Source organism: Ignavibacteriota bacterium (genome assembly GCA_016716225.1).
Classification (GTDB): domain Bacteria; phylum Bacteroidota; class Ignavibacteria; order Ignavibacteriales; family Melioribacteraceae.
The window spans coordinates 3,449,825-3,468,562 of sequence record JADJWT010000001.1; the positions used below are offsets into that span (position 1 = coordinate 3,449,825).

16 protein-coding genes are annotated in these 18,738 nt (G+C 29.5%); 10 read left to right on the forward strand and 6 right to left on the reverse strand.

Translation table 11 applies throughout. From position 1 onward, the window contains the following. Positions 1-8: 8 nt before the first annotated feature. From IPM32_14985 to IPM32_15010, 6 genes are all read right to left on the reverse strand, one after another. Positions 9-554, reverse strand: a complete 546-nt coding sequence (locus tag IPM32_14985; GenBank protein ID MBK8946559.1) for a BMC domain-containing protein — start codon at positions 552-554, stop codon at positions 9-11. 50 nt (positions 555-604) lie between these two features. Continuing rightward, positions 605-1,918 carry a 4Fe-4S dicluster domain-containing protein gene (locus tag IPM32_14990; protein ID MBK8946560.1) on the reverse strand — a complete coding sequence of 438 codons (1,314 nt, stop codon included), beginning with the start codon at positions 1,916-1,918 and terminating at the stop codon, positions 605-607. Positions 1,919-1,920: 2 nt separating this feature from the next. Beyond that, positions 1,921-3,153, reverse strand: coding sequence for a serine/threonine-protein phosphatase (locus tag IPM32_14995; GenBank protein ID MBK8946561.1), 1,233 nt, complete (start codon positions 3,151-3,153; stop codon positions 1,921-1,923). A 17-nt stretch (positions 3,154-3,170) separates the two neighbouring features. Next, positions 3,171-4,439, reverse strand: a complete 1,269-nt coding sequence (locus tag IPM32_15000) for a peptidase M64 (GenBank protein ID MBK8946562.1) — start codon at positions 4,437-4,439, stop codon at positions 3,171-3,173. 64 nt (positions 4,440-4,503) lie between these two features. Continuing rightward, positions 4,504-5,076 carry an orotate phosphoribosyltransferase gene (locus IPM32_15005; protein ID MBK8946563.1) on the reverse strand — a complete coding sequence of 191 codons (573 nt, stop codon included), beginning with the start codon at positions 5,074-5,076 and terminating at the stop codon, positions 4,504-4,506. 47 nt (positions 5,077-5,123) lie between these two features. Continuing rightward, on the reverse strand, positions 5,124-7,631 hold the full coding sequence (locus IPM32_15010; protein MBK8946564.1) for an ATP-dependent Clp protease ATP-binding subunit: 2,508 nt from the start codon (positions 7,629-7,631) through the stop codon (positions 5,124-5,126). 263 nt (positions 7,632-7,894) lie between these two features. Here IPM32_15010 and floA point away from each other — a divergent pair, with 263 nt between their 5' ends. The 10 genes from floA to IPM32_15060 are packed head-to-tail and all read left to right on the forward strand — an operon-like array spanning position 7,895 to position 18,686. Then, positions 7,895-8,860: a flotillin-like protein FloA gene (gene floA, locus IPM32_15015; protein ID MBK8946565.1), complete on the forward strand. Its 966-nt coding sequence runs from the start codon at positions 7,895-7,897 to the stop codon at positions 8,858-8,860. Further along, a complete protein-coding gene (locus IPM32_15020) occupies positions 8,860-9,402 on the forward strand; it encodes a hypothetical protein (protein MBK8946566.1) in 543 nt (180 codons plus the stop codon). The genes floA and IPM32_15020 overlap by 1 nt, the downstream gene beginning before the upstream one ends. Continuing rightward, positions 9,402-11,399: an ATP-dependent helicase gene (locus tag IPM32_15025; GenBank protein MBK8946567.1), complete on the forward strand. Its 1,998-nt coding sequence runs from the start codon at positions 9,402-9,404 to the stop codon at positions 11,397-11,399. Before IPM32_15020 ends, IPM32_15025 begins: the two co-directional genes overlap by 1 nt. Position 11,400: 1 nt before the next feature. After that, positions 11,401-12,468 carry a glycosyltransferase gene (locus IPM32_15030; protein MBK8946568.1) on the forward strand — a complete coding sequence of 356 codons (1,068 nt, stop codon included), beginning with the start codon at positions 11,401-11,403 and terminating at the stop codon, positions 12,466-12,468. Positions 12,469-12,520: 52 nt separating this feature from the next. Beyond that, on the forward strand, positions 12,521-12,919 hold the full coding sequence (gene cdd, locus IPM32_15035; protein MBK8946569.1) for a cytidine deaminase: 399 nt from the start codon (positions 12,521-12,523) through the stop codon (positions 12,917-12,919). Next, positions 12,919-13,494, forward strand: a complete 576-nt coding sequence (locus IPM32_15040) for a thymidine kinase (protein MBK8946570.1) — start codon at positions 12,919-12,921, stop codon at positions 13,492-13,494. Before cdd ends, IPM32_15040 begins: the two co-directional genes overlap by 1 nt. Before the next feature lie 2 nt (positions 13,495-13,496). Beyond that, positions 13,497-14,849 carry a NupC/NupG family nucleoside CNT transporter gene (locus tag IPM32_15045; GenBank protein MBK8946571.1) on the forward strand — a complete coding sequence of 451 codons (1,353 nt, stop codon included), beginning with the start codon at positions 13,497-13,499 and terminating at the stop codon, positions 14,847-14,849. After that, positions 14,849-15,670, forward strand: coding sequence for a purine-nucleoside phosphorylase (locus IPM32_15050; GenBank protein MBK8946572.1), 822 nt, complete (start codon positions 14,849-14,851; stop codon positions 15,668-15,670). The genes IPM32_15045 and IPM32_15050 overlap by 1 nt, the downstream gene beginning before the upstream one ends. Before the next feature lie 25 nt (positions 15,671-15,695). Then, entirely contained in the window at positions 15,696-16,220 is a 525-nt protein-coding gene (locus tag IPM32_15055) for a hypothetical protein (GenBank protein ID MBK8946573.1), read from the forward strand. 60 nt (positions 16,221-16,280) lie between these two features. Then, a complete protein-coding gene (locus tag IPM32_15060) occupies positions 16,281-18,686 on the forward strand; it encodes a TonB-dependent receptor (GenBank protein ID MBK8946574.1) in 2,406 nt (801 codons plus the stop codon). Positions 18,687-18,738: the final 52 nt, after the last annotated feature.

Below are 18,738 nucleotides of genomic sequence, written 5' to 3' on the forward strand. Positions count from 1 at the left end.
TTTATATTTTATATCATTTCGCTTAAAAGTTCTTTTCTTGGTTGCGGAATTACAACTTTATTTACAAGTAAACCCTTTTCGCTAATTAAATTTGCACCAGCATCAACAGCAGATTGAACAGCCGCAACTTCTCCGGTTAGTGTACAAAATGCTTTTCCTCCCAATGCCATTGCCAATCTAATTTCTATAATTTGCACAGAAGCAGATTTTACAGCTGCGTCTGCTCCTTCAATTAACGAGGAAACTGAAAATGATTCAATAATACCTAATGCTTCTAAATTTTCCACACCAGAATGTCCGGATAACGCTGGGAAAATATCTTTGTGAACATTTGGAATTACAAAAGTATCAATAACTGCAAATTCAATTTGAGACGCAGCTGTTTCAACTGCAGATTGAACTGCAGCAACATCTCCGCCAACTAAAACCATATATTTTCCGGAGCAAATTGTTCTCGATAAAATTAATTCAACTTCTGAAGTTTTTAACATAATATCTGCCGCTTGCATTCCAGCTGCAATACTTGATAATTCTATTAATCCAATTGAATTCATTTGCATTTTATTCTATCCTTTCAAATTCATTTTGCTGAAAATTTTAGAAATTAATTTTCAATAATTATAAAATCAGAAGTTACTTCTTTTATTTTTCCGCTAATTGAGGCATGAATATTTGCTCCCAATTTTCCATTTTCTATATTTGCAATTAATTGTCCAAAATTTACTTTTTCATCAACTTTTACAATTGGATTTGCAGAAAATCCAACATGTTGTTTCAGTAAAATTTTTACGATTTTGGGATCCGGGAAATTTCCACAATATGGGGTGTGATAATTATATTGCTCAACATTTAACCTTTTCATTAACTGTTTTATAGGAACTCTTCTGCCCTCTTTAATTGGATGAACTTTTAAAGGTTTAGTTTGCTCAAATTTTATTGAATTTTCTTTTAAATAATTTTTCCCTTGATCACATGCTTCGCGCGGATATAAATCTTCGGGACATGCATAAAGTGAACATAATCCGCATGAACAGCATAAATCAGCATATTGGTTCCAAACTTTTTCACCGCTTGCTGAAAAACCAAGTGATCTCATTACCTTATGCGGTTGAACATCATATCCTAATAAATATCTTGGGCAAAATTCTGTACAATAACTACATTGATCGCAAGCAGATTTTCCAATTCGATTCATGCTTGATTTTGAACGATTCATTCTATTTATCAAATAATGATCATTTGGTAAAATTATAAGTCCGGCAGTTGTTTTGGTAATTACTTCATCCAAATTAAACGATAATTTTCCCATCATGATTCCGGAAACAAAAATTCCATATTCTTGAATTGTTGTTCCACCAACAAAACTCAAAATATCTCTAAATGAAGTTCCAATTGGCACAAAAAAAGTTGAAGGATTTTTTACAGCTCCGGTAATACAAACGAATTTTTTCGTTACCGGAATATCTTGCGAAGCATTATAAATATTGTAAAAAGTTTCAACATTATTTACAACACAGCCAACATCAAGTGGTAAACCTTTTGGTGGAATTAATCTTTTTGTTGCATGATAAACAAGTTCATATTCATCACCGGAAGGATAAAAATCACCCAAATAGCTCATTTGAATATTAGAATTTTTTAAAAGCGGTTCAATTTCGGAAATTGCATTAGCATTTTTTGATTTTATTCCAAAATACCCCTTTTTTGCATTTGTGCTTTCATACATCAATTTCATTCCGGAAACAATTTCCGGAGCATGATTTAACATAATTTCATAATCTTTGTGTAATAGTGGTTCGCATTCAGCTCCGTTTGCCAAAATAATTTCAACATTGGATTTTGCTTTTATATGAGTTGGAAATCCAGCACCGCCAGCCCCAACAACTCCGGCATTAAATATTTTTTCCGATAAATCCAATTCTAATTCCTTTTAATTACAACTATAGTTTTATCATCTTGATATTTACTATCTGCAGTTGAAAATTTTTGAACATCTTCAATAATTAAAGCGGCAATTTGTTTTGGTGTTTTTGATTTGTTCACAATAATCAAATTTGCTAAACGATTTTCTTCATAAAATTCATATGCATTATTTGCGGCTTCGGTAATTCCATCAGAATAAATTACTAAAACATCACCCGAACTAAAATTTATACTATCTGTTTCATATTTTGAGTTTGGTGCCGGACCTAATAATGGTCCAGTTGGTTCAAGCATTAAAATTTTATTTGTTTTATTGTGATAAAACATTGGCGGATTGTGTCCGGCATTTGCATATAAAAATAATCCTTTTTTATCATCCGATAATTCACCGTAAAATAGTGAAGCAAACTTGTCATCGCTAAAAATTTTATTTACAAGTTTGTTCATCCTATTCATCATTGGTGAAATTTTCATTTGGAAATTTCCAGCCATTCTAATTGCACCGGAAATGTACATTGCTTCTGCGGACGCACTTAATCCTTTTGAGGCAGCATCACCAACAACAATCCCCAATCTTTCTTCATCATCGCCGACTTTTATATAATCATAAAAATCTCCGCCAACAATTTCTGCCGGAATTGTAACGCCAAAAATATCATACCCATGAAATTTATATTCATGTTCTGGTAATATACTTCTTTGTAATTGTTTAGCTTTATCTATATCAGCTATTAAATTTTTTCGTGAAAAGGATAATCTTCTTTCTCTAATTTTTGATGTTAAAACCGTTGCAACAATATTTAGAATATAACGGAGTTCATCTTTAATTTCGTTGCTGTTTACGGCAAGTAAATATTCGTAATATGAATTATCACCAATTTTTTTCTTTGAACCAATTCCGGATGCAGAATATTTAAATATTCCCTTTTTAAGTAAAACTTCATTTGTTTCATTTGCTAAAATTGTTCTGTATTTTGAAACAATATTTAGTATAGGATTTTCTTCAAGAGTAAGTTTAAAATCTTTTTTTATTCTTTGCACTTTCCCCATTTGATGCATTAGGAAATAAGATTTTTCTTCTACATTTAAAATCCATATTCTACCGCCGGAAATATTAATATCTGAATTTTCAATTAATTGCTTTAACACTTCAAAAAGTAATTCGCTTTCAGAATCAAAGTGTTTTGAAGCGAGTGCATCAATAGTTTTATAAAGTCTTTTTTGTTCCATTCAGTAAAGTTAAGATTTTAATTGATAAAATATTTAATCACTTTTTCAATTGCTTTTTTACTAACCAAATTAAACTCATCAATATCAAATGCTTTCATAATACTGTTTGGTGTTGATCGATAAACTCCCCTTGCAACATAACCGCCACCTTCGTAAACTCCTAATTCTAAAGCATTTTTATTCTCAGTATTCGTAGGAATTTCAATCTCTTTATCTAATAAGTTTTTCCATTTCGATTCAAAATTTACAAGTGTTGTAATATTTGCTTCCCAAGGTTCAACATCAAGTGGATAAAAATCTTGATAAGAAACATCCGAAGTATAATATTCATCAGCTAATCCTACAAGTCCGTGACCAAACTCATGAATAAATATTTTCTTTGAAGCTTCATTATCAACTGCGGTTGTTGAATAATAATTATAAATTGAGCCTCCGCCGTATTTATCTGTATTTACCAAAATATAAATTTGATCATATGGAACATTTGATGCATAATTTCTTACGGATTTATTATCCATTGTCATTATGTATCTTTCACTATCAAAAGTATAAAATGTTGAACCGACGGCGGTTGATTTCCAAATTGAATCTCTCGGAATATCAATACCGGAATCATTTGAAATAGCTTTTACACACCAAATATTTATATCATTTTTATAGTTTGTAAATGGTTCATATTCAAATAAATATTTTGCAAATTTCTTTGCATCGTTTTCAAATTTTAACATTTCATCTTTCGTATATCCATCTGGAATAAAAACTATATCTAATTTTTCCGAATGATTTCCGGAATAATGAATCTTTAAATTTTCACATTTGTTTAATTTCTCTTTTTTTACGAAATATGAATTCGGATCAATTATGAATTCATGTTTTTTTTGGAAATTGTTTTTTCTGTCTCTATCATGAATTTCTACTCTTACAGAATCTTTTGGATAAGGGAAAACCAATGTTTCCGAAAATGTTCTTTCTATTTTTTTTGCTTCTTCTGTAGTTTGCCATTCTTGAAAAAGTGACGAATATCCATGAGAGAAGATTAACTTATTAGATTTTAAATCATACATAAAAAACATAAAATTTCCGTAACCAAGTGTATCAATCAAATTCTTTTTTGATCCGCTCCAGTATGGTTCTTCAATCAATTCATCAAATGTGTAATAATCATTTTGATTATTCCCGGAATGAAAATAATCCAGGCGCAATTGCTTATCAAAAAAATATTCATCAAAATTTATTTGGGAAAAATAAATATTTGTAAAAGTTAGAATTAACAAAATAGCTTTCATTTTTATTTTCCTTAATTCAAAAATAAATAGAATACTAATAACACAAATCTTATAAGATAAATAATTATACTTTCCTACTTCCGGGTTTTATTAATGGAATATCAGTTTTACAAATTGGGCATTCATCTGGTTGATATGAAATAACCTCCAATTGTATTGTGCTTTTTTGTGAAACACCAAAATTTACCTTTCCATTGCTTCTATCAACAATCATTCCTACAGCAACAACATTTGCATTTGCTTTTTTTACAATTTCAATAACTTCAAAAACAGAACCGCCGGTTGTTACAACATCCTCGCAAACTAAAACATTTTCACCTTCTTGAATTTCAAATCCTCTTCGTAATGTTAAATTTTTTTCTTCTCTTTCTGCAAAAATAAATTTTTTATTTAATTGTCGTGCAACTTCTTGACCCACAACAATTCCGCCAATAGCTGGTGAAATTACCAAATCAATTTTGTAATCCTTAAAAAAATCTGTAATTACTTTGCAAATTGCTTCAGTATAATTTGGATATTGTAAAACTTTTGCACATTGAAAATATTGGTTACTATGTCTACCGGAAGTTAATAAAAAATGCCCTTCTAAAAGGGCATTGCTTTTATAAAACATTTGTAATAATTCTTGATTTGTCATAATTAGGTAATCCAGATTTAATTTTTTTGTTACGTTAATTTACAAAACTAACTTGGATTATTCTCCTCCTCATGTTTATTTTCTTCAATTTTATTAATACGTTCACCTGCAACAAAATATAATTCTTCAGTTTGAAGTTTATGTTTAACAATTATTGTATCACCTTCTTTAAAGACTTCGCGTAAAATCTCTTCAGCAAGAGGATCTTCAATATATTGCTGAATTGCTCGTCTTAATGGGCGTGCTCCATACTTGGGATCAAATCCTTTTTCAGAAATGAAATCTTCAGCAGATTCATCCAAAATAATCTTCATTTTATTTTCTTTCAGATTATTAATTAAATCTTTCATTTCTACTGAAGCAATTTTCTTGATATCTTCTTTCTCTAAATTTCTGAAAACAATTGTTTCATCAATTCTATTTAAGAATTCTGGATTAAATAAATTTTTCATTGCATCTTGAACCGTACTCTTTAGATTTGCATATTTATCAGAAACTGTTTCACTACCAAATCCGTAACCACCGGTTGCTTTAATATTTTTTGTACCAACGTTTGAGGTCATAATTATAATTGTATTTTTGAAATCAACTCGTCTTCCCAAACTATCTGTTAATTGTCCATCGTCAAGAACTTGAAGTAAAATATTAAATACATCGGGATGAGCTTTTTCAATTTCATCAAACAAAACTACTGAATAAGGTTTTCTTCGAACACGTTCAGTAAGTTGTCCGCCTTCTTCATAACCCACATATCCCGGAGGTGCTCCAACTAATCTTGATACGGCAAATTTTTCCATATATTCACTCATATCAATTCTAATTAGTGAATCTTCCGAATCAAATAGATATTTTGCTAATTCCTTTGCTAATTGAGTTTTCCCAACGCCGGTTGGACCTAAAAAGATAAAACTTCCTATTGGTTTGTTTGGATTTTTCAATCCGGCACGTGTTCTTCTTATTGCTTTTGATAGTCGTGTTACAGCTTCATCTTGACCGACAATTTTTTTCTTAATTACTTCTTCCATTTTCATAATTTTTTCAGATTCAGCTTGAACTACACGTGTTACCGGAATTCCAGTCATCATTGAAACTACTGTTCCTATTACTTCTTCGCTTACATCGTAAACTTCATTTTTAGTTCTTTCTTCCCACTCATTTTTCGCATTTTCTAATTCTATTTGAAGCTGTCTTTCTTGATCACGAAGACGTGCAGCTTGCTCATAATCTTGTTGTTTTACTACATCTATTTTTTCTTGTTTGATTTTTTCAACTTTTTGTTCAAGCACTAAAATATCTTCAGAAACCGTAAAATTTCCCATGTGAACGCGAGATCCAGCTTCATCTAAAACATCAATCGCTTTATCCGGTAAATATCTATCGGTTATATATCTATCACTTAGTTTTACAGCAGAGATAATTGCTTCATCCGAATATTTAACATGATGATGTTGTTCATATTTGAATTTGATGAAATCCAATATTTTTATTGTTTCATCAACAGTTGGCGGTTCAACCATAACTTTTTGGAATCGTCTATCTAATGCTCCGTCAGTTTCAATATATTTTCGATATTCATCTAAAGTTGTTGCTCCGATACATTGAATATCTCCACGAGCTAAAGCAGGTTTGAACATATTTGAGGCATCGAGTGAACCAGATGCTCCGCCAGCACCAACAATTGTATGCAATTCATCTATGAATAAAATTACATCGTGAGCTTTTTCGAGTTCATTCATCAATGCTTTCATTCTTTCTTCAAATTGTCCGCGGTATTTTGTTCCAGCAACTAAACCAGCTAAATCAAGAGTTACAACTCTTTTATCTTGCAGTATTCTTGGAACTTTTCGTTGATCAATTCTTAAAGCTAAACCTTCCGCAATTGCAGTTTTGCCAACTCCAGGCTCTCCAATTAAAACTGGATTATTCTTTTTCCTTCTGCTTAAAACTTGTGCAACTCTTTCAATTTCTTTTTCCCTTCCTACAACCGGATCTAATTTATCTTCGGCAGCTAGTTTTGTTAAATCTCTACCAAAATTATCCAAAACCGGGGTTTTTGTCTTTTCAGGTTTTTTGCTCTGTGGAAACGAAACAATTGGTTTATCTTGCTGAGAAAAACTTTTTCCACTTAAAATATTATTTAATTCTGCTCTAGCAGTTTCATAAGTTATACTGAATTGATTCAAGATTTGAGTGGCTACATTATCTTCATCTCTTAGAAGTGAAAGAAGAATATGTTCGGTTCCAATTACATCCGATTTATAAATTTTTGATTCAATTTGTGTAATCTTTAGAACTTTTTCAGCTTGTTTTGTTAAAGGAATATTTCCAATTGTTAAAGTTCCACCAGTAGATTTTACGGTTTCTTCTATTGTTTTTTTAAGATGAGCCAAATCAACACCTAAGTTTACCATAATTTTTACGGCTACACCATGACTTTCTCTAATAATTCCTAAAAGAAGATGCTCGGTTCCAATATAATCATGACCAAGTCGTAATGCTTCTTCACGACTAAGTCTAATTACTTCTTGAACTCGTTCCGAAAAGTTTCCTTCCATATTTTTTCCAATCTTTAAATTTTCGTACTTATTTAATTAACTAATAATAAATATAAATATTGAAAACTGTGTAATCAAGGTAAACAAATTTATAAATAATTATCGCTCTATTTTGAAAAATGTTCATTCTGGAATTTCTCATTCTTTTCAAAATTTTTTAAGAATAAATAAAATTTTCCTTCAAATGTATTTCTTTAATTCATACGTTTTGCTAAATTATACATCAAATAAATAGATTAGATTATTTTTATCAAGGAGTTATTATGGAAGCTTTTACTGGTCTTTCTGTAGTTTTAATTATTGGAATAATATTTTTATTAATTCTATTTACATATTTTGTTCCGGTAGGACTTTTTATAACCGCGTATTTTTCTGGTGTTAAACTTAAAATATTTAAAGATTTAGTTGGAATGCGATTGAGAAAAGTACCACCATCAATAATTGTAAGAAATTTAATTTCTGCAACTAAAGCCGGTATAACCTTAGAAGCTTCTGCATTAGAAGCCCATTATTTAGCTGGTGGAAATGTTACAAAAGTTGTTAATGCTTTAATCTCCGCAAACAAAGCGAATTTGGATTTATCTTTTGAAAAAGCTGCTGCTATTGATCTTGCTGGAAGAGATGTTTTGGAAGCAGTTAAAATGTCGGTTGTTCCAAAAGTTATTGAAACTCCCTTAGTTGCTGCAGTTGCAAAAGATGGAATTCAACTTAAGGCAATTGCAAGAGTTACTGTTCGTGCAAATATTGAAAGATTGGTTGGAGGTGCTGGTGAAGCAACAGTTTTAGCTAGAGTTGGTGAAGGAATTGTTTCAACAATTGGTTCAAGCAATACGCATAAAATGGTTTTAGAAAATCCGGATAATATTTCAAAATCAGTTTTATCAAAAGGATTAGATGCTGGAACAGCATTTGAAATTCTTTCAATTGATATTGCAGATGTTGATGTTGGTACAAATATAGGCGCAATATTACAAGCAGATCAAGCAGAAGCTGATTTAAAAGTTGCACGTGCAAAAGCCGAAGAAAGACGTGCTGCAGCTGTTGCTTTAGAACAAGAAATGCGTGCAAAAGTTGTAGAAGCTGAAGCTGAAATTCCTTTAGCAATGGCTGAAGCTTTTAGAAGTGGAAACATGGGAATTATGGATTATTATAATCTTAAAAATGTTCAATCAGATACTAATATGCGTAATTCAATTGCAAAGGGTGATTCAGAAACTGAGAAAAAATAATGGAAGATTTTTTACAAATAATTATTGTTATCATTTTTATTCTTAGCGCAATATCTTCATCAAGAAAGAAAAAGGATAAAAGTAATATTCCAAATTCTGAAAAGCAAAAGTTATCAAAACCTAATTTTGAACCAAATAAAAATCGAAATTTACCAAAAACCGGTACTCAAGTTTTAGAAGAAATTTTAGGTTTCAAATTAGAATTACCGGAATCTCAGAAATCTGAGATTCCAAATTATTCAACTGATAATTTGCCAACTTTAGAATCACGGAATTTAGATTATGAAAATTATGATTCTGAAAAAAGTCTTGAAGAAATAAATGATGGAAATGAAGATAATTATTCAGAAAAATATTTGACACATAAATCTGAAATCAAATCATTAAAAGAAAAACATAGTTCATTTAAAGATAAAGTAATAATTGGACAAGAAAAGAATCAACCAAATCGATTTGCAAAATTATTAGAAGAAAAAAATAATCTTAAGAATTTTATAGTTGTTCAAGAAATTTTAAGTAAGCCAAAAGCTCTCCGAAAATAATGCAAAAAAAATATCGATTATCAAAAATCAATAAACTTGAAATTCAAAAACATAAATTTGATGAAAGCAAGTTTGAAATTGATTATCAAAATGAATTAAATCCTGCACAATATGAAGCTGTTGCATCTACCGAAGGTGCTTATCTTGTAATTGCCGGAGCCGGAACCGGAAAAACTAGAACTCTAGTTTATCGCGTAGCTCGACTAATAGAAATGGGAATTGACCCAAAATCAATCTTACTTCTTACTTTTACACGCAAATCTGCAAAAGAAATGATGAATCGCGCAGCAGTTTTATTAGATAATCGATGTTCAAAAATTAATGGCGGAACTTTTCATTCATTTGCAAATTTGACTTTAAGAAAATATTCAAAATTAATTGGATTAGATTCAGCATTTACAATTCTTGATCAAAGCGATAGCGAAGACGTAATTAATCTTATTCGCGCTCAACTTGATTTAGTGAAACTTAAAAAGAGATTTCCCAATAAACAAACAATTGCAAAAATTATAAGTTTAAGTGTAAACACCGGGAAAAAAATAGAAGAAATTCTTGTAGAAGAATATCCGCATTTTGCTGAAAATTTAGAAAAGATCATTGAAATTTCTAATCTGTACAAAAATTATAAAAAGAAAAGTCTCCTTTTAGATTATGATGATTTATTGGTTTATCTTCGGGATTTTTTAAATGATAAAATCAAATCACAAATTCTTACAAGCACCATAAAATATGTAATGGTTGATGAATACCAAGATACGAATAAACTTCAAGCAGATGTTGTTTTGGGATTAGCTCAACATAATAATAACATAATGGTTGTTGGCGATGATTCGCAATCAATATATTCTTTTCGTGGTGCGAATTTTAAAAATATCATGCAGTTCCCAAAATTATTTAAAGATGTAAAAGTTATTATGTTGGAGGAAAATTACAGAAGCACTCAAGAAATTTTAGATTTTGGAAATCATGTAATTGATGCAGCAATTGAAAAATATCCCAAACAACTTTTTACAAGAAAAACCGGCGGCGAACTTCCGGCAATAATTGCATCAACAACAGAAAATATGCAATCAAAATTTATTGTAGATAGAATTTTAGAATTGCGTGAAGAAAATATTCCTCTTAATGATATTGCTGTTTTGTTCCGTTCTTCATTTAGTTCATTTGATTTGGAAATTGAACTGAACAAAGCAAATATTCCATATTTAAAATTTGGCGGAATGAAATTTATTGAAACTGCACACGTTAAAGATGTTTTAGCATTTTTGCGAATTGCTGAAAATCCAAAAGATGTTGTAAGCTGGTACAGAATTTTGCTTTTGCATGAAGGTGTTGGTCCCAAAAAAGCTCAGGAAATTATTGAAAAAATTATTAGCGGTGAAATAAATATTAGATCTCATCCGGAAAATATTTTAAGTAAAAGTTATAAAGAAAATATTTTCAATTTATTTCTTGCACTTCATAGAATTCATACGAGCCGACAATTGCCAACAGAATTGGCTGAAATTGTTTTGGATTACTATGAACCTATTTTCAAATCAAAATATGATGACTTTAATAAGCGCAAAAAAGATTTGGAAATTTTTATAAATATTACGGAAAATTACAAATCGCTAAATTCTCTATTAGCTGATATGGCATTAGAACCTCCTACTGAAAGTTTAGCAGATATTAGTGAAGAAGATAAAGAACAAGAAGTTCTAACATTATCAACAATACATTCTGCAAAAGGTTTAGAATGGCATACGGTGTTTATAATTCATGCTGTTGAAGGATTTTTTCCATCAAGCATGAGTTATGATAAAATTGAAAGTTTGGAAGAAGAACGCAGACTTATGTATGTTGCTTCAACTCGCGCTAAACAAAATTTATACATTTCTTATCCGATTAATATTTTTGATAGACATAATGGAATGACGCTTTCAAAACCTTCTCGATTTATTGCAGAAGTAAGTGAAGAACTTGCAGAGGAATGGTTATTAGAAGAGGATTTCTAAAATGTTATTCTTCTTAGTCTTTTTATTTTTTTTATTTGTCGTTGTTTTTTTTGAATTCAAATCAATTATATCCAAAACTGATTTTATTGAATTTGAAGATTTAAAAATCAGCATTGTAGTTTCTGCAAAAAATGAAGAAAATAATATTGTATCACTAATTCAGCATTTAACTAATCAAAATTATCAAAAGAAAAATTATGAAGTTATAATAATTGATGATAACTCAAATGATTCAACATTTATAAAAGCAATAAATGTAATTAATGATTTAAATAATTTTAGAATTTGCGAAGCAGAAAATAAAAAGTATGAAGGTAAACGCGGTGCCTTGCAAATTGGAATTGAAAAAAGCAATTTCCCTTATATTCTAATTACCGATGCCGATTGTGAGCCATCAAAAAATTGGATTAAATCTTTTTCAAATAAATTTCATGAAGAATATGATTTTATATTTGGAAAAGCCCCTCTTATCCAAACTAAATCATTAGTAAATAGAATTTCTTGTTTTGATAATTTGTGGGCACATATTTTAACTTTTTCTTTTGCAAATATTGGATTTCCCTATTCTGCTGCATCAAGAAGCTTTGGATTTAAAAAAGATTCTTTTATTAAAATTGATGGATATAAAAATACAACAAAAACTTTAAGCGGCGATGATGATTTACTATTACAAGAAGCAATCAAAAATAAAATGAAGATTGGAATTAATACTGAAATTGATTCTGAAGTTTTTTCAAATACAAAAATATTTTTTTTTGATTTTATAAAACAAAAATCACGACATACTTCATCATCAAATTATTATTCACTAAAATTAAAAATCATTCTTGGTGTTTGGCACTTAATTAATTTATTTTTTTTATTTTCACCATTATTTTATTGGGTTAATTCAAATTTCATCTATTTATTTTTAATAAAAATTGTTACCGATATTTTTATTGTTATATCATTTAAAAAAGATTTTTCATATCGATTTAGTATATTTGAAATTTTTTATCTACAAATATTCTATGATTTATTTATCATTTTAAATTTTGTTCTAAGTCATTTTAGAAAAGATAAATGGTGATTTTGATTTAAATTTGTTTACTCATATTTTTAACAAACAATTTAAGTGATCTATGAATTACACAGAACTTATTCAAATTGCCAATGCGGCAAAATTAAAAGCTTACGCACCATACTCAAAATTTAGAGTTGGTGCTGCACTACTTTCAGAAAATGGAGAAATTTATACTGGAGTTAATATTGAAAATTCTTCATATGGGTTAACAAACTGTGCTGAGAGAACTGCAATATTTAAAGCAGTTTCAGAAGGCGAAACAAAATTCAAGACAATTGTTATTACAAGTGATGCGGAAGATTTTATTTCTCCTTGCGGAGCTTGCAGACAAGTAATGATGGAAATTAGCGGAAAAAATTTAGAAGTCGTTATGACAAATAGAGATAACGAAATTAGAATTTTAACTTTGGAAGAATTATTGCCATACTCATTTAACAAGGAATCACTAAAAAAATGATGGAATTTACTCCTCACTCAAATCCCGTAAATACTGGCTGGATAGAAGTAATTGCCGGTTGTATGTTTAGCGGAAAAACCGAAGAATTAATCAGAAGACTTCGAAGAGCAAAAATAGCAAAATTAAATGTAATAGTATTTAAGCCGAGAATTGATATCCGGTATTCAAAAGAAGAAATTGTTTCGCACAGTGAACAATCACTTTCTTCACAAGTTGTTGAAACTCCACAAGAAATTCTAGAATTTTCTAAGAATGCTCAAGTTGTTGGAATTGACGAAGCCCAATTTTTTAGTGAGGATTTAGTAGAAGTTTGCAATAAACTTGCAGATTCCGGGAAAAGAGTTATAGTTGCCGGACTTGATCAAGATTATAGAGGAATTCCATTTGAACCAATTCCGCAGCTTCTTGCACACGCAGAATATATTACAAAAACTCTAGCAATTTGCGTTAAATGTGGTAATCCCGCTGATAAAACTCAGCGAACAATTAAGACAAATGAAAGAGTTGTTGTTGGCGCTGCTGATAGCTATGAAGCAAGATGCAGAAAATGTCATTATATACCCAGTGAGGATTAAATATGGACTTTATTTCTATTCTTCGCGGATTTTTTGGAATATTTGTAATTCTTCTTATTGCATTTCTTTTTTCAAATAATAAAAAAAATATAAATTGGAAATTGGTTGCAACTGGTTTGGTTATGCAATTTGTATTTGCAATTTTCATTATTAAGGGCGAATATCTTGGAAATATTTTTTCACCTCTTGGCTGGCCAAAATTATTCTTTAAATGGATAAGCAGCTTTTTTGTATTAATATTAAATTTCACAACTGATGGAGCAGTTTTTATTTTTGGAAATTTAGCAAAAGCTCCCGGAGCAGAAGGTTCGCTAGGGTTCTTCTTTGCATTCCAAGTTTTACCAACAATAATTTTCTTCGCAACATTGATGGGTGTTTTATACCATCTTGGCGTAATGCAAAAAATTGTACAAATAATGGCTTTGGTTATGTCAAAATTATTAGGAACTAGCGGTGCAGAATCGCTTTCGGTTTCTGCAAATATTTTCGTGGGACAAACAGAAGCTCCATTAATGATTAAACCTTATTTGAAAGGATTAACAAAAAGTGAACTTTTAACAATTATGACTGGAGGAATGGCAACAATTGCCGGCGGAGTAATGGCAGCTTATATACAAATGTTAAGCCAATCTTTTGGAGAATCAATGGGTTTATCTATTACTGAAGCTCAATTAATGTTTGCTTCACATTTACTAGGCGCAAGCATAATGGCCGCACCGGCATCATTATTAATTTCGAAAATTATTTTTCCGGAAATTGAAGAACCAGAAACTAAAGGACAAGTAAAAGTTGCTGTTGAAAAAACTGCATCAAATACAATTGAAGCTGCAGCAATAGGAGCTTCCGATGGTCTTCAACTTGCATTAAATGTTGGCGGAATGTTATTAGCATTTATTGCTTTAATTGCATTAACGAATTATTTCCTTGAATTTATTGGCGGATTAACGGGACTAAATTCAATTTTAATGGAAACTTATAACAAACCTCTAAACCTTCAATTAATTTTTGGAATTATTCTTCAATATTTAGCATTAGCAATTGGAGTTCCGAGTGAAAGTGCTTTGCAATTCGGAAGTTTGATTGGTTCCAAAGTTGTTCTAAATGAGTTTGTTGCATATTTTGAATTAAGCAATTTAATTAAGCTTAAAGAAATGGTAAATGAAAAATCAATAATTATGGCAACTTATGCTCTGTGTGGATTTGCTAATTTCAGTTCGATTGCAATACAAATTGGTGGAATTGCACCAATTGCTCCAAACCAAAGAACAGCCTTAGCCAGCTTAGGAATGAAAGCAGTCCTTGCCGGTTCTCTTTCAACTTTAATGACCGCAACTTTAGCTGGAATTTTATTTTAATGATTGACTTAGAATTTAAATACAAAAAATTAATTCAGTATCTAAAATCTGAAATTCCTTTCGATCCAGATATTTCAATAATTCTTGGCAGCGGACTTGGTGATTTTGCAGATAAAATCAAAATTGAAAAAACGATTGCCACAAATGAAATTCCAGATTACCCAATTTCTACAGTTGAAGGACATAAAGGATATTTACATTTTGCCAAAATTTATGATAAAAATGTTATGATTTTTCAAGGTAGAATTCACTTTTATGAAGGTTACGAAATTGATAAATGTATAATTCCCTCTTTTATTTCATCACAATTAAATGTTAAAAAATTATTAGCAACAAATGCTGCTGGAGGAATAAATTCAAATTTTTCGCCGGGTGATTTAATGCTTGTAACCGGATTTATTTCACAAAATATTTTAAAAGAAATTTCAAATGTTTTAACAATTCCAACAACTGAACAAAAATATTTTATACATAATCTTCCTTCAAAAAAGTTTAATGAAATAATTAGAAATGCTTCACTTGAAGAAAAAGTTTTAATTAAAGAAGGAACGTATTGGTTTAACAAAGGACCAACATATGAAACTCCCGCGGAAATAATTATGCAAAAGAAATTTGGAGCTGATGCAGTTGGAATGTCAACTGTTCACGAAGCAATTTTTGCTGCTTACCACGGAATTGAAGTTTCTGCAATTTCATTAATTACAAATTATGCTGCCGGACTTTCACCTCAAAAACTTTCACACAAAGAAGTTATGGAAACTGCAGATTTAGCTAAAGAAAAATTTGAAAGATTAGTTAAAAGAATTATTAAATTCATATAACCATAAAATTTTGCTTGGCAATTTTTTGAAAAAATTTATTTCCATATTTCTAATCTTTATTTTATTCATACCTTTTTGGCTTTCATTTTCACTTTATCAAATTGAAAAACGAGCAATAAAAAAAAGTGTGAAGAAAATGTTGATTGAAAAAATTGATAAATCGGAATTAGTTTTATTAAAATTTAAAACCGAAGAAATTAATTCAAAAATTGAATGGGAACATTCCAAAGAATTTAAATATCATAATAAAATGTATGATATTATTGAAACAATTTTTTGGGGAGATTCCGTTGTTTTCCATTGCTGGCTTGATGATGAGGAAACTCAGTTAAACAAAACATTATTCAATTTACTAACCTCTTCACTTGAAAAAAAAAATAAATCAAATAAAATTTTTAATCAGTTAAACTCCTTTAATTCAATTTTTTATATTAATCAAATTATTGAATCAAATAATATATTTTTAAATATTTTTATAAGAATATTTGGCAGCTATCTGAATAAGCTTTCCTATTATTTTATCTGTCCTTTATCACCTCCTCCAAAGTAGTTATAAATTTTTCAAAACATTTCTACAATTTTTAATTTTTAGATTTGGGAAGGATTTATAATGAAAATTTTTATACTTCTCTATTTTTTAATTTTATTTTCTTGCAAAATAAATGCTCAAAATATTTTGATTAAAGATAGAGAAACCGAAGATGTTTTAGCTTCAGTGCTGATTAAATCTAATAGTCCAAATGCAATTACATCAACAGATTATAATGGTGTTGCTGATATAAGCAATTTCAGAAATTCTGAAAAAATATTATTTCAACATTTAGGTTACGAAACTCTAGAGAAATCATTTTCAGAAATTGAAAAAGAAAATTTTATTCTTTTTATGAGTCCAACAAATATTTCGCTTGATCAAATTGTTGTATCTGCTACAAGATGGAATCAAACACAAAATGAAGTTTCTTCAAAAATTATAAATATTTCTCCTAAAGATATTGAATTACAAAATCCTCAAACAACTGCAGATTTATTAAACTCTACGGGACAAGTTTTTATTCAAAAAAGTCAACAAGGCGGCGGAAGCCCAATGATTAGAGGCTTTGCTACAAATCGACTTTTAATTTCCATTGACGGAATTAGAATGAACACTGCAATTTTTAGAAGTGGTAATCTGCAAAATGTAATATCATTAGACAATTATTCGCTTCAAAATGTTGAAGTTTTGTTTGGACCCGGTTCAGTAATTTATGGAAGTGATGCAATTGGTGGAGTAATGAGTTTTTACACTTTACAGCCAAAATTGAGTTTAACAGAAAATATTTTTTATAGTGGAAATTCAAGTTTGAGATTCTCTTCTGCCAATAATGAAGCAACCGGACATATAGATTTTAACTTGGGTTGGCAAAATTTTGCAATGCTTTCAAGTGTAACGTATTCTAAATTTGGAAATGTTAAAATGGGTGAATTTGGGCCGAATGAATATTTAAGAAATGAATATGTGAAACGAATAAATTCAGAAGATATTGTTATAACAAATTCAAACCCATTGATTCAAAAACCAGTTGATTATAATCAGCTAAATATTTTACAAAAATTTATTTTTTTATTAAATGATGAAATTAAACTTGATTATGGGTTTCAATATTCTGAAACATCAAATTATTCTCGTTATGATAGATTATTAATTTACAGAAATGATTTGCCTCGAAGTGCCGAATGGTATTACGGACCGCAAGTTTGGATGATGAATAATTTTAATGTTTCTTATAGTAAATCAAATATTTTCTATGATAATTTAATTTTTAGAATTGCACATCAAAATTTTAAAGAAAGTCGTCATAATAGAGACTTAAATAATAATATTCGATTCGATAAATTTGAAGAAGTAGATGTATATTCAATTAATTTTGATATGAACAAAAAACTTACGGAAAATTCATCTGTCATTTATGGAATTGAAGAAATTTATAATAATGTTAAATCAGCTGGAAAAGATACAGATATCAATAATAATCATTCTGTAAAAGGTGTTTCGAGATATCCTCAATCAAAATGGAATTCAATATCAGCTTTCATAGATTATAAAAACTTTCTTACAGATAAAATAATTTTTGAAACCGGATTTAGATACAGTTACTTTAGTCTTAGCGCAGATTTTGATACAACTTTTTATCCATTTCCATTTACAAATACAGACTTAAATGAAGGATCTTTTTCCGGAAGTTTTGGTTTAGTTTTCAATCCAAATAAATCAACTACAATAAACTTAAATTTATCAAACGGATTTAGATCGCCAAATGTTGATGATTTGGGAAAAGTTTTTGACTCTGAACCGGGATCTGTTATTATACCAAATCCAAATCTTAAAGCTGAATATGCATATAATATTGATTTAGGAATTGCAAAAGTTTTTAGTGATTTTCTTAAAATTGATTTTACTACATTTTATACTTATTTAGATAATGCAATGGTGAGAAGAGATTTTACACTTAATGGATTAGATAGTATAATTTATTCCGGCGAAATGAGTAAAGTACAAGCACTTCAAAATGCCGCAAATGCAAATGTGTGGGGAATCCAAGCCGGAATTGAAATAAAACTACCTTATGGATTTGGATTTACGGTAAATACAAATTATCAAAAAGGTGAAGAAATTTTAGATGACGGAAGTAAAAGTCCATTACGACATGCAGCGCCAATATTTTCTTCTGCTCATATAACTTATTCATATAGAAATTTTAAATTGGATTTTTACAATTTTCAAAATGGTAAAATTTCATTTAAGAATATGCCAGAAGAAGAAAAATCAAAGAATTATATTTACGCAATTGATAAAAATGGAAATCCATATTCACCAAGTTGGTACACATTAAATTTAAAGTTTGATTATCGATTTATAGAAAAAATATCAATCGGTTGTGGAATAGAAAATATTACTGACCAAAGATATCGTCCATATAGTTCGGGCTTGGTTTCATCCGGAAGAAATTTTATTTTTTCAATCAGATATAAAATATAACTTAATTGAGATGGATAAATTTCTATCTCAATATTTTTTAAATAAATTTCAC

Coding starts and splice junctions, on each gene's coding strand:
- floA (MBK8946565.1), top strand. CDS start 7,895: ATGGAAGCTTTTACTGGTCTTTCTGTAGTTTTAATTATTGGAATAATA.
- IPM32_15025 (MBK8946567.1), top strand. CDS start 9,402: ATGCAAAAAAAATATCGATTATCAAAAATCAATAAACTTGAAATTCAA.
- IPM32_15045 (MBK8946571.1), top strand. CDS start 13,497: ATGGACTTTATTTCTATTCTTCGCGGATTTTTTGGAATATTTGTAATT.
- cdd (MBK8946569.1), top strand. CDS start 12,521: ATGAATTACACAGAACTTATTCAAATTGCCAATGCGGCAAAATTAAAA.
- IPM32_14985 (MBK8946559.1), bottom strand. CDS start 554: ATGAATTCAATTGGATTAATAGAATTATCAAGTATTGCAGCTGGAATG.
- IPM32_14995 (MBK8946561.1), bottom strand. CDS start 3,153: ATGGAACAAAAAAGACTTTATAAAACTATTGATGCACTCGCTTCAAAA.
- IPM32_15020 (MBK8946566.1), top strand. CDS start 8,860: ATGGAAGATTTTTTACAAATAATTATTGTTATCATTTTTATTCTTAGC.
- IPM32_15060 (MBK8946574.1), top strand. CDS start 16,281: ATGAAAATTTTTATACTTCTCTATTTTTTAATTTTATTTTCTTGCAAA.
- IPM32_15005 (MBK8946563.1), bottom strand. CDS start 5,076: ATGACAAATCAAGAATTATTACAAATGTTTTATAAAAGCAATGCCCTT.
- IPM32_15010 (MBK8946564.1), bottom strand. CDS start 7,631: ATGGAAGGAAACTTTTCGGAACGAGTTCAAGAAGTAATTAGACTTAGT.
- IPM32_15050 (MBK8946572.1), top strand. CDS start 14,849: ATGATTGACTTAGAATTTAAATACAAAAAATTAATTCAGTATCTAAAA.
- IPM32_15000 (MBK8946562.1), bottom strand. CDS start 4,439: ATGAAAGCTATTTTGTTAATTCTAACTTTTACAAATATTTATTTTTCC.
- IPM32_15030 (MBK8946568.1), top strand. CDS start 11,401: ATGTTATTCTTCTTAGTCTTTTTATTTTTTTTATTTGTCGTTGTTTTT.
- IPM32_15040 (MBK8946570.1), top strand. CDS start 12,919: ATGGAATTTACTCCTCACTCAAATCCCGTAAATACTGGCTGGATAGAA.